The sequence below is a fragment of the Bacillus sp. JKS001846 genome, from assembly GCF_900176455.1.
Taxonomy (GTDB): domain Bacteria; phylum Bacillota; class Bacilli; order Bacillales; family Bacillaceae_G; genus Bacillus_A; species Bacillus_A cereus.
In genome coordinates, this window is the sequence record NZ_FWYG01000001.1 from 1940286 (window position 1) to 1952816 (window position 12531).

Consider the following 12531-nt stretch of genomic DNA (forward strand, 5'->3'; position numbering starts at 1 on the left):
CATATAGATTATTTTTCTGTTTCTTTAATTTTAGTTTGTACTTCGCCAGTTTTAATTTTATTGCTTTCTGAGAAACGTAATAAATCGCCTTCAATAATTTTGTCAGACATTCGTAATTCATTTTGTGCACGTTTAATGAGGGCTTGAGCTTCTTTTTTTGGTAAATCTACAATTTCACCTGTTATACGGTCGTAGAAAGTGTTGTTTTTGTATGCATACTTATCTGTAACGAAGCTACCATCACGTAAAACAACAAAGCCAGTATATTCATCTGAAAACATATCATGGCCAAAACGGATATCATTCGTAGAATCAACACCTAATAAATTTAGAATCGTAGGTTTCATATCGATTTGTCCCGTAGGCTTTGAAATAGTTTGACCTTCTGTTTGTCCAGGAATATGAATATATAAAGGTGTACGTTGTAAATTTAAAGTATCAAATTCTGTTATTTGATCTTTTTCTAAAAACTGTGCCATTGCACGATTATGTTTTTCGGAAATTCCATAATGATCACCGTATAACACAATAATAGAATTATCGTAAAGCCCCTCGGCCTTTAGACGTTCAATAAATTTTTTAATGGATTCGTCTAAGTAACGTGCTGTTACGATGTAACGATCAAATATGCCATTACCAGAGTTGTATGGTTCAATGAATTTTGTATCTTCATCATACGTAAATGGATAATGGTTTGTTAAAGTAAGGAAACGAGCATAGAATGGTTGATTAACAGTTTTTAATATATCTACTGATTGATCAAAGTATTCGATATCTTTTAATCCCCAATTTAAATTTGTTTCTGGTGTGATTTTGTAATCAAGTTCATTATAGTAACGGTCATAACCAAGAGCGGAGTACATAATATTACGATTCCAAAATGTTGCGTTATTCGCGTGAAATACAGAAGTGAAATAACCTTGTTGACGTAAAATTTCTGGAGTTGCAGTATAATCATTGTTACCGTGTGTGAAGAATACAGCTCCTCGATTTAATGGATACAACGACGTATCGATTAGAAATTCTGAATCGGATGTTTTCCCTTGACCAGTTTGATGGAAAAAGTTATCAAAGTAATAACTTTCATTTATGAATTCATTTAGGAATGGTGTAACTTCTTGCCCGTTCACTGATGCGCCTATTAAGAAGGTCTGCAAGGATTCAAGAGTGACGACAATTACGTTTTTTCCTTTCGCTGCACCAAACATATTAGGGTTTGGCTCGCTTTGATTTGCTTTTACGTAGTTTTCAGTTTCTTGTAATTTACTACTATCAGCAAGTGCTTTTTGTGACCCAGCTTTTACTTGCAGTGTTAAGTCATATACTTGGTGAGTATATAAGCCTAAATTTTTGACAAGCATGACTCGGTCGAATGATCTTGTTAATAATTCAGGGCGCTCTTTTTCTGCAAGATGTAGATTCGCAAAGAATACACCAATCGTTAAAAGAAAGTATAACAAGCGCGTAGAATGAGTTACACGTTCTGTTTTAAAGACCAATGATTTCTTTTTTAATAAAATAAAGAAGAAAACAATGTCTACGAATGCGAGTATAATTTTGTAGTTTAATATTTCTATAATACTGCCGCCTAATTGGCCAAAGTTTGAGGTTTGTCCAAGTACTGGTAATGTAACGAAATCACTATAAAAATCATAGAACATTACATTTCCAACAAGCACGATTGTTAATAAGAAATTAATACAGAGCGCTATATAATTTCGCTTTTCACCAGTTGCAAATAATGCTAATCCAACAAATGCTAATGATGCGGCTAGAGGGCTAATAAACAAAATGAGCTCTTGCGTTGAAGACTCGATTTTTAAATCAAAACTGAATCGCGTAATAAGATATGTTTTTAACCATACTGCTAAAGCCATTATTATAACAAAACTTATATTTTGCATTTGTAAATTTATTTTGTTCTTCATTTTTACACCTTCTTTATATAATTTATTTAACTAAAGTTATATATTATGTTTTTATAACTATTAGACTGTAATGAACCATTTAGACTTTGTTTTCTAAAGGGAATAATTTGAAGTATTCATATATATACAATGGGGATTTTTAAAGCGTAGTAGCATAAATATAACTCTTTTTTGAGAAACAGGCAGAAAAAGTCATAGTTGTAGTGAAATTGACTTATAGACATCCTACCATATTAAACACTATGATGATGTTACAAAATATCGAACAAATAAAAGTGAAAATGGATAGAGACTTTTAAAACTGTTGACATTCAATTTATTAGAATTGAATGCCAATCGTTTTAAATATACAGTTATATTACATATGTATTTTGTAAAATCCCGATTTTTTGTCGGTTAATCATTAGCAGGGAAGGATAGAGGTCTTATTAATATACTTTTACTATATATAAGTAAAGTGTTTTGAAATTGAAAATATTTGACTGATATTTTAATGATAGAAATTAAATGTCAGATAAGTACTTTCCAACATACAGACCACTTGCAGCTGCTTGAGATAATGAATGCGTAACGCCTGAACAATCTCCAATTAAAAATAGCCCATGTATACTAGTTTCAAAATGATTATTAATTTTTATCGTAGGAGCATAGAACTTTCCATCAATTCCATATAGTAAAGTATGTTGATCGATAGGCTCCTGTATAAATTGTTCTAAGCGTAATAAAAATTCTTTTAGCCCTTCAATATATAATTGAGGAATTTCTTGATTCAAATCTCCATAATCCCCCTGTAGTGTAGGCTGTATACGATTATGCTCCATGCTGTTTTCCACCGTAGGTTGTTTCTTTAGTAAGTCCTCTAAGCGCTGTATAACAATCCGATCTCGTCCTTGGTTAATGCCTTCAATAATTGAACTTGCGTATGCATTTGCTTCTTTGAGAGTTGGAAAATAGCGAGGAATAAATAAAGTGAAATTTAAGTTAGAAGTGCCAGTTCCTTGTTCCCGAAAATTTTGACCGTCAGGCATAACTAAACCTTCTTCGTACTTTCGAATGATGCGGCCTTGTGGATTCATACAGTAAGTAGTTGCTGTGAAATGCTCACCTTGATAAGAAAGTTTTGTTTCAAAAGTATCTTTTAATATAGAACGTAATTGATGTTCTTTCATTTCTACTCTAATTCCTAAATCTACACGTGTTTGCTCCTGAGAAATATTTAGGGAACTGCATATTTCTTTTAACCAATCGGCCCCAGAGCGCCCAGTTGCAAATACAAGTTGCTTAGTTTGAACTGTTCCTTGATTTGTCTCTATTATAAAATGATCTTCCTGTTTCAGAATATGTTGTACATCTATATGAAATTGGATCTTTATTTTCGTCAGTAAAAATTCATAGAGCTGCTGAAAAATGTTACTGGAAAGTGTAGTACCAAGATGTCTTACTTCTGTTGTTAGCATTTGTAAACCACACGCTTCAGCTCTCTTAGTGAGACTTGAATTTTCAGTAGAATATTTTGAAACCGAACTTCCACCAAACTGACATAGAATTTCATCTACTTCAGCCATGAGTTGTATAAAACCCTCTTTACCGACTTTTTTCTCAAGTTCTCCGCCAAATCCGTTTGTATAATTAAATTTCCCTTCAGATTTTCCTAAACCACCAAACCCGAAATATTTATCACATGTAGTACAATTACACACTTTTCCTTCGTCTAAAGGACAATGGCGATCTTCTAGCGCTTTACCTTTATCAAGAATTAAAACTTTTTTGTTACTTTTAGCTAGTGAATAAGCCATAAAAATGCTACTTACTCCAGCGCCGATAATTGTAACATCATACATATTCTTCCACCTGCTAACGAATAGTTTGTTTTTTATTTTTCTAGTGTATAACAATTTTATGAAGTTAAGAAATAGCTTTTATTAATAAAGTGGGAGTTTTTGAACTTGATGCTTTATTAATTTCTACGAGTGGCGGAGTAAATACAAAAATTTTTATTTGAAAGAAGAAATAGTTTAAAAAATAACTATGTCATATGATTAATAACATCTTACATAGAAAAAAACAGACCTTTTAAGTGAAGAGGTCTGTTAATGATTTTAAATCTTATTTAGCAAACACATGATTACCAATTACTGCTACTGTCTGACGTGTCGTAATCCACTTGTCTGTTGATGTTTTTGGATTGTAGAAATAAAGCCAGTCAGAATGTACTCCATTTGTGGAGATAGCCTCTTCTACAGCCATTTTTGCTTCTGCGCTTGCAGGCTGATTAATTCTTCCATCTGTAACAGGAGTAAATGCATATCCGTATTTAATAGGTTCATAAATAACGCCTGTTATTGTATTTGGAAAACCTTTTGCATTTACACGATTTAGTATAACTTTCGCTACTGCTACTTTTCCTTTATAGGATTCGCCACCTGCTTCAGCGGTAACTAAGCGTGCCATTAAGTCTTTTTCTTTTTGTGAAATGCTTGAGTTGATTTTTAAATGTTGTCCTGTATAAAGCTTGTTTCCGACTGTATTGTTAATTTGTTTTATAGATTGGACAGTGACATTGTAACGCCTTGCTATCGTTTCTAATGAATCTCCCGGTTGTACTTGATAAATAATTTGTCCAGAAATGTTCGCAGGCTTGGCGTTTTGAGGAACAGTGATTTCATTTGATTTCACGGACCCTGGAATATGTAACTGTTCGCCAATAAAGGTTTGATCGTTTCCTTTATTATTAGCCTGTTTAATGGATTGTATTGAAACTCCGTATTGTTTACTAATGCCCCAAAGTGTATCGTTCTTTTTTACTGTATGAATGGTAGAAGCTTCAGCTGTGCTTTGACTACATACGAATGTAATTGCAGCTGCAGATAAAGGGATTATATGTTTTAGTTTTAGTAATTTCATTGTAAATCCTCCTAACAAAAAATTAAGGTGAAACTATTAAGTAATGTAGTTTGAATGTATATATGCGTAATATATTAATGTAAGTATATTAGCACATATAAAATAAATAATCACTATAAGTTTCATATTCGTGTAGTGTAGAGTCCGAATATGAAATATTGCATATGAAAATACATTGAAGTTCATATTTCTGATTACTATAATCTATTTAGTAGAAAGGGAATACGTTATAGAAATAAAATCATTATAGATTAATATAATGATTAATTATTAATAGGAGGATTAATGTAATGAAAATATTTCAAAAAATGTGTGCGTCAACTGTAATCATTACAACACTTTTAGGAACAGGAGGTACTATCAATAGTGTACATGCTGATTCTATAGAACAGCAGATTAAATCAGGGATAGAACAAGAAACAGATAAGCAAATTATTGTGAAATTTAAAGCGGATTTGGATTTGCCATATGAAGATGGTATTGAAAAACAAATACAATCTCAAACGAATGATAAAGTAATAAAAGATCTTTTGACAGAATATCCAGATGCAACATTTACTCGTTTATTCACATCTGTAAGCCCGGAACAAATACAAAACCTTGAAGTGAAAGCACCTAATCATGTATCTACAAGTTTATTAAACTACTATATTCTTCAAAATCAAAATAGTGGGTATGAAGAAGAAATAGTAGATAAGTTAAAGGCATCTTCTTTAATAGAAGATGCGTATATGAAGAAACAAGAGAAAATAATGCCACCTGAAGTGCAATCATCAAGTGTAGCTCTTAATCCTAGTAACAATCCTAGATTTAAAAAACAAGGTTATCTTGAAGCGGCCCCATACGGTATTAATGCGCCTTTCGCCTGGGGAATTCAAGGCGGTAATGGAAATGGTATCACTTTTGTTGATATGGAATACGGATGGTTATTAAATCATGAGGATTTATTACATCAAAAAATTGAGTTAATGTCTGGAAGAAATATAGATCAGCATGTCGGTCATGGGACGTCTGTACTAGGAATTGTATCCTCTGAGGACAATGAAGTTGGGAATATTGGGATTGCGCCAAAAGCGAAAGCAAAGGTTATCTCTCAAATAAGAGATAATGGACAGTATAATACGGCTGATGCAATATTAAGCGCTGTAAATCAGTTAGAAGCTGGGGATGTTTTATTGTTAGAGGCACAAGCATCTTTCGATGGATATGGTGATAAATATTTACCTGTTGAAGTACAACCAGATATCTTTGATGCAATTCGTGCTGGTACAGATAAAGGGATTGTAATTATAGAGGCCGGAGCAAATGGGTGGAATGATTTAGACCAGTTCAAAGATAGAAAAGGTAAGCAAGTCTTAAATCGTAATAGTAAAGATTTTAAAGATTCGGGTGCAATTATGGTAGGAGCTGGCTCTTCATCTTTCCCTCATGAACGTATGTGGTTTTCGAATTATGGAAGCCGTATTGATGTGTACGGATGGGGAGAAAATGTAGATACAACTACAGCCGAGCAAAGTAGAAGTGCTGTAAATCTTTATACTTCAAGCTTTAGCGGAACATCTAGTGCTTCGCCAATTATTGCTGGGGCAGCGACTTTAGTACAAAGCATTGCTAAAGAAAATTTAGGACAACCATATAGACCAAGTGAACTAAGAGCAATATTAAGTAACCAGAGCACAGGAACAAAATCTAAAGATCCATATGCAGATAAAATTGGTGTTTTACCAGATTTGAAGTCTATACTAGCAAACTTAGGCTATGAACAAAGAAAACCAAACGGTGGGAATGAATTACAAGTAACAGAAAATGAACCAAATAATGAGCCTAGACAGGCAAATAAAGTTAACTTTCATACACCGGTGAAAGGAACGCTACATAATAGTGATAGAGTAGATGTATTTACTTTCCAAATTGATTCGCCGGAAAATATTAATATTTCTCTACTAAATGAACAAAATATTGGAATGACATGGGTACTTCATCATGAATCAGATTTAAATAACTATGTAGCATATGGTGAAAATGAAGGCAATGTAGTTAAAGGAACTTATAATGCAAAGCCAGGTAAATATTATTTATACGTCTATAAATATGAGAATAAAAATGGTTCATACGTATTGAACATAAAATAAGTAAAAGGAACTTCAGATGAAGTTCCTTTAAATTTTTCTAATTTAGTATATGTGAATGATTTTTTAACTTTACTTCTATGCAATATTTCATATTGATGAAATGTTATTTATTTTTTCTGAGCTAGCTTATATTATATTCAATAAGTTTGATATAAAAACAGAAAGAGAGAGGGATAATAATGAGCAATAAGAAGTTAATTTTGAAATTATTCATATGTAGTACAATATTTATCACATTTGTATTTGCTTTACATGATAAGAGAGTAGTTGCAGCTAGCTCTGTTAATGAGCTTGAAAATTTGTCAAAATGGATGCAACCTATACCTGATAATATCCCGTTAGCACGAATTTCAATTCCAGGAACACACGATAGTGGGACGTTCAAGTTGCAAAATCCGATTAAGCAAGTATGGGGAATGACGCAAGAATATGATTTTCGCTATCAAATGGACCATGGAGCTCGCATTTTTGATATAAGAGGACGTTTAACAGATGATAATACGATAGTTCTTCATCATGGGCCATTATATCTTTACGTAACACTGCATGAATTCATAAATGAAGCGAAACAATTTTTAAAAGATAACCCGAGTGAAACAATTATTATGTCTTTAAAAAAAGAGTATGAGGATATGAAAGGGGCAGAAGATTCATTTAGTAGCACGTTTGAAAAAAAATATTTTGTTGATCCTATCTTTTTAAAAACAGAAGGAAATATAAAGCTTGGAGATGCTCGTGGGAAAATTGTACTACTAAAAAGATATAGTGGTAGTAATGAACCTGGAGGATATAATAATTTTTATTGGCCAGATAATGAGACGTTTACCACAACTGTAAACCAAAATGCAAATGTAACAGTACAAGATAAATATAAAGTGAGCTATGATGAGAAAGTAAAATCTATTAAAGATACGATGGATGAAACGATGAACAATAGCGAGGATTTAAATCATCTATATATTAATTTTACAAGCTTGTCTTCTGGTGGTACAGCATGGAATAGTCCATATTACTATGCCTCTTATATAAATCCTGAAATTGCAAACTATATAAAACAAAAGAATCCTTTGAGAGTGGGCTGGGTAATTCAAGACTACATAAATGAAAAGTGGTCACCATTATTGTATCAAGAAGTTATAAGAGCGAATAAGTCATTAATAAAAGAATAAAGATGATGAGAGTAAGAAGCGATAAAATATATCGCTTCTTTTTCTTTTCCAATAACCAACAATATAAATTGTACTTTTATAATAGAAAAAAATAAAAACATAAGATATAATCATACATATAAAATTTGTACCTATAAATTTTATATGTATGATTGAATTTGATTTGTTGTAATGAAATGGAGGTATATACTATGAAGTTTCCACATGATTTTTTATTCGGAGCTGCTTCAGCTTCTTATCAAGTAGAAGGTGCATGGAATGAAGATGGAAAAGGTGTTACGAATTGGGACGAGTTTTCAAAAATTCCTGGCAAAACATACAATGGAACAAATGGTGATGTAGCTGTTGATCATTATCATCGATATAAGGAAGATGTTCGCTTAATGGCTGAGATGGGATTAGAATCGTATCGTTTTTCTATTTCTTGGGCGAGAATATTGCCGACTGGAGATGGAAAGGTAAATGAAAAAGGGATTGAATTTTATAACAACTTAATTGATGAATGTTTAAAATACGGGATTGTGCCGTTTGTCACTTTATATCATTGGGATTTACCATTACCGTTAGAAAAAGATGGTGGATGGACGAATAAAAGAACAGCAGAGGCTTTCGTAAAATATGCAGAAACTTGTTTTAAGGCATTTGGTGACAGAGTTAAGCATTGGATTACTTTTAATGAGACCGTAATGTTTTGTGGATTAGGTTATTTAAAAGGTGCACATCCACCAGGAATACAAAATGATGTTCCAAAGTATTTTCAAGCTACTCATTATGTATTTTATGCACACGCGAAAACAGTTGCGGTGTACAAGCAGCTGAAACAATATGGTGAAATTGGGATTACACATGTTTTCTTACCAGCTTATAGTGTGGATGATCAAAAAGAAAATATACAAGCAGCAAATCATGCGAATGAATATGAAACGTATTGGTATTATGATCCAATTTTAAAAGGCGAGTATCCGTCTTATGTTGTACAACAATTAAAGGAAAAAGGATGGACTCCTAATTGGACGGTTGAAGAATTAGAAATCATTAAACAAAATGCAGAAGAAAATGATTTTATTGGCTTGAATTATTATCAACCAATACGAGTAGAAAGATATGATATGGATATAAAGAGTGAGGAACATTCTCGAGAAAACTCAACGCTTGCTCCAGGTAACTCTTCTTTTGATGGTTTTTATCGAACAGTTAAAATGGATGATAAAACATATACAAAATGGGGATGGGAAATATCTCCCGAAGGTTTCTTAGAGGGATTGCATATGTTGAAAACGCGTTACGGTGACATAAAGATGTATGTAACGGAAAATGGACTTGGTGATGAAGATCCGATCATTGACGGAGAAATTGTAGATGTTCCGAGAATTAAATTTATTGAAGCGCATTTAAAAGTAATGAAGCGTGCAATTGAAGAGGGAATTAACTTAAAAGGTTATTATGCATGGTCAGTGATTGATCTTTTAAGTTGGTTAAATGGATATAAAAAGCAATATGGCTTTATTTTTGTCGATCATAATGATAACTTAAAACGTAAGAAGAAACTTTCGTTTCATTGGTATAAACGTGTGATCGAAACGAGAGGGGAAGAGTTATAACAGATAAAAGAGTATTTTAGGAGAAAGTGTATGAGTGCAAAGTATAAACAAATTGCAGATGTGTTAGAGCAAAACATTCGAGATGGGCTTTTTAATGAAACGAAAAAACTACCTACAGAAGAAGCGTTGATGAATCGATTTGAAGTAAGCCGTAATACGATACGTAAAGTAATTAGTCAGCTTGTGAATAGAGGTTATATTTTTCAAGTGCAAGGTAGTGGCATGTTTTTACGCGAAACTTCTGTAACAGATTACATTAATTTAGGAAGTTTACGTGGATTAACGAAAAATCTTGTTTCACAAAATATTGAAACGAAAGTGTTAGAGCTTGAAGTAATAGATGCGGACGAAGAGATAGCAAAGCAGATGCAATGCGAAGCTGGAACTAGGTTGTATTTTTTGAAGCGCTTAAGAATTGTAGATGCTAAACCATTCTCTATTGAAGTAAGTTATTTCAAAAAGGATATTATTCCATATTTGAACGAAGAAATAGCATTAAGCTCTGTATACAGTTATTTCATTGAAGATTTACGATTAAATATTGGTTTTGCTGATAAAGTTATTAGTTGTGAAAAAGTAAATAAAGAAAATGCACAGCTTTTAGAATTAAATGAAGGTGATCCGGCGCTTCTTATTGAAAATACAGTGTATCTTGTAAATGGAACAATTTTTGAGTTATCTCAGTCGATGTTTCATTATGAAAAGGCGAAACTTTTAAATCGAATTAATTTTAAATGAAAAATTATTGTGTGAAAAAAGCAACTGGTCCTAAGTGATCAGTTGCTTTTTATTTTTTAAGTGGATGAGCAAAAAAACGCGAAAGTGGTTGGTCCGCTTTTTGCAAACATCTATTATGATAAGAGAAGAAAGGTAGTATGTTATCAACGTTTTAAAGAGGAAGGTTTTTATGTAAGTTCTTTAATTAAAATAGATGGGTCTTAGAGAGGTGAAAAGACAATGAGTTTTGCAATTTCACTAGTCGTTATTATTGTAATTGTATCGCTATTTGGGACTGTACTAGTTGCAAGAAACGTGGAGGAGAATTACGGTAAGTCTACAAAAAGAAATGTGAAAAACTTATCTGCAATCTATATTCTTCTTCTTTTTGTTCTACTAGTTGGGGTAACATGGTATGCGGTAATGATTTAATAGTTTGTAAAAGAACTGAAATGAGAGTATGAAGTTGGAATTTCAGAAGCTATTGAGTAATCAGAAAGAGAACCATTTTGGATATATCCATTTACGGATAAGAAAATGTGACTAATTAATACTATTTTTACGGTGAATACTGTTAGTAAAAAATGAGGATAGTTCGTTTTGAAAGGAGGGAACTATATGGAATGGAAACCAAATCGTGCAGATAAGACACCTGTATATAAACAAATTGCAGATTATATTGAAAGAGGCATTTCTTCAGGCGAATTTCCTTCTGATAGTAAGTTACCTTCTGAGCGTATGTTAGCAAAGGAATTACAGGTGAACCGGAGTACAATAGTAGCTGCGTATGAAGAATTAAAATCACTTGGAGTAGTAGAACGGCAAAAGGGAAGCGGAACACGGGTCAATACAGACATATGGGGTGTCTCACATAAACGAATACCGAACTGGGGTAGATACGTGGAGGATGGATCGTTCTTACCTAACGTACCACTCGTTCAACAAATTCGAACGGAAACACAAAAAGATGATTTAATTAATTTAGCAAGTGGTGAACTGTCACCAGAATTAATTCCAAGTGATAGATTTCGAACAATTTTGTCGGAGAAAACATTTATGGAAAACCTCGGTTATGACCATCCACTTGGAAATGAGATGTTGAGAAAAACAATTGCAGCACATGTTCAGCAATATAAACAAATTGAAGCAGATTCAAGCTCTATTCTTATTACGTCAGGAGCACAACAGGCGCTTAATCTTATCGTTCAATGTTTATTAAAACCTGGCGATGCGATCGCGATTGAAGATCCTTCGTATTGTTTTTCGCTTCCAATGTTTAAATCGGCCGGTTTAAACATATTTCATTTACCTGTTGATGAGCATGGAATGAATCCAGATGACTTAATCGATTTGCACAAAAAGCATCGCATTCGTATGGTGTTTTTGAATCCAGATTATCAGAATCCGACGGGTACTGTGCTTTCATTAGCGAGACGTAAAAAAATTTTAGAACTGTCTTCTGAGTTCGGTATACCAATTGTAGAAGATGATCCGTATAGTTTAATTTCTTTTAATGGAGAAGTGAACCCAACATTAAAATCAATGGACCAAAATGGAAATGTTCTTTATATAAGTTCACTATCAAAAATTGTTGCATCAGGATTACGTATTGGATGGGTAATTGGTCCTACACGCGTAATTGAGCGTTTAGCAGATGCAAAGCAACAAGTTGATTTTGGCCATAGTGTATTTACGCAGTGGGTAGCAAATCAATTTTTAGAATCAAAGGATTTCCATACACATATTACGATACTTCGTGGACAATTGAAGCAAAGAAGAGATGAATTAATTGCAGAGCTTGAAGGAACATTGGGAGAACGAGTTGAATGTTTCGTGCCAGAGGGTGGAATACATGTATGGTGTAAAGTAACAGGAAAGTTTGATGAATATCACTTATTAGGTGAATCTATACGGAATGGTGTCGCATTTGTTCCGGGCAGTGTTTTAGGTTCGAAAAATGAATATATACGATTTACGTTTGGTAGAGCGAATATAGAACAAATTCAACTTGGAATTAAACGGTTTGCCGACACGCTAAATGAGATTTCATAATATGGATGTGTGATAGTGAAATGAGGGA

General features: G+C 33.0%; 9 protein-coding genes. 6 read left to right on the top strand and 3 right to left on the bottom strand.

The features are described from left to right. Window positions 1-8: 8 nt before the first annotated feature. The 3 genes from B9A45_RS10585 to B9A45_RS10600 form a co-directional block, all read right to left on the bottom strand. Window positions 9-1928 carry an LTA synthase family protein gene (locus B9A45_RS10585; RefSeq protein ID WP_084064019.1) on the bottom strand — a complete coding sequence of 640 codons (1920 nt, stop codon included), beginning with the start codon at window positions 1926-1928 and terminating at the stop codon, window positions 9-11. Between the two features lie 503 nt (window positions 1929-2431). Then, entirely contained in the window at window positions 2432-3769 is a 1338-nt protein-coding gene (locus B9A45_RS10595; protein ID WP_084064020.1) for an NAD(P)/FAD-dependent oxidoreductase, read from the bottom strand. A 265-nt stretch (window positions 3770-4034) separates the two neighbouring features. Beyond that, complete coding sequence (locus B9A45_RS10600; protein ID WP_000771174.1) at window positions 4035-4832, bottom strand: cell wall hydrolase; 798 nt, start codon at window positions 4830-4832, stop codon at window positions 4035-4037. 290 nt (window positions 4833-5122) lie between these two features. Here B9A45_RS10600 and B9A45_RS10605 point away from each other — a divergent pair, with 290 nt between their 5' ends. The 6 genes from B9A45_RS10605 (at window position 5123) to B9A45_RS10630 (ending at window position 12503) form a co-directional block, all read left to right on the top strand. Beyond that, a complete protein-coding gene (locus B9A45_RS10605) occupies window positions 5123-6964 on the top strand; it encodes a S8 family peptidase (protein ID WP_084064021.1) in 1842 nt (613 codons plus the stop codon). 179 nt (window positions 6965-7143) lie between these two features. Next, on the top strand, window positions 7144-8133 hold the full coding sequence (gene plcA / locus B9A45_RS10610) for a phosphatidylinositol diacylglycerol-lyase (RefSeq protein ID WP_000066292.1): 990 nt from the start codon (window positions 7144-7146) through the stop codon (window positions 8131-8133). 191 nt (window positions 8134-8324) lie between these two features. Then, window positions 8325-9734, top strand: a complete 1410-nt coding sequence (locus tag B9A45_RS10615; protein WP_084064022.1) for a glycoside hydrolase family 1 protein — start codon at window positions 8325-8327, stop codon at window positions 9732-9734. A 30-nt stretch (window positions 9735-9764) separates the two neighbouring features. Then, on the top strand, window positions 9765-10472 hold the full coding sequence (locus B9A45_RS10620; protein ID WP_001274909.1) for a GntR family transcriptional regulator: 708 nt from the start codon (window positions 9765-9767) through the stop codon (window positions 10470-10472). A gap of 219 nt (window positions 10473-10691) precedes the next feature. Further along, a complete protein-coding gene (locus tag B9A45_RS10625; RefSeq protein ID WP_000006459.1) occupies window positions 10692-10883 on the top strand; it encodes a hypothetical protein in 192 nt (63 codons plus the stop codon). Window positions 10884-11069: 186 nt separating this feature from the next. After that, window positions 11070-12503, top strand: a complete 1434-nt coding sequence (locus B9A45_RS10630) for a MocR-like pyridoxine biosynthesis transcription factor PdxR (RefSeq protein ID WP_000454966.1) — start codon at window positions 11070-11072, stop codon at window positions 12501-12503. Window positions 12504-12531 lie beyond the last annotated feature (28 nt).

Coding starts and splice junctions, on each gene's coding strand:
- B9A45_RS10585 (WP_084064019.1), bottom strand. CDS start 1,928: ATGAAGAACAAAATAAATTTACAAATGCAAAATATAAGTTTTGTTATA.
- plcA (WP_000066292.1), top strand. CDS start 7,144: ATGAGCAATAAGAAGTTAATTTTGAAATTATTCATATGTAGTACAATA.
- B9A45_RS10595 (WP_084064020.1), bottom strand. CDS start 3,769: ATGTATGATGTTACAATTATCGGCGCTGGAGTAAGTAGCATTTTTATG.
- B9A45_RS10615 (WP_084064022.1), top strand. CDS start 8,325: ATGAAGTTTCCACATGATTTTTTATTCGGAGCTGCTTCAGCTTCTTAT.
- B9A45_RS10630 (WP_000454966.1), top strand. CDS start 11,070: ATGGAATGGAAACCAAATCGTGCAGATAAGACACCTGTATATAAACAA.
- B9A45_RS10600 (WP_000771174.1), bottom strand. CDS start 4,832: ATGAAATTACTAAAACTAAAACATATAATCCCTTTATCTGCAGCTGCA.
- B9A45_RS10625 (WP_000006459.1), top strand. CDS start 10,692: ATGAGTTTTGCAATTTCACTAGTCGTTATTATTGTAATTGTATCGCTA.
- B9A45_RS10620 (WP_001274909.1), top strand. CDS start 9,765: ATGAGTGCAAAGTATAAACAAATTGCAGATGTGTTAGAGCAAAACATT.
- B9A45_RS10605 (WP_084064021.1), top strand. CDS start 5,123: ATGAAAATATTTCAAAAAATGTGTGCGTCAACTGTAATCATTACAACA.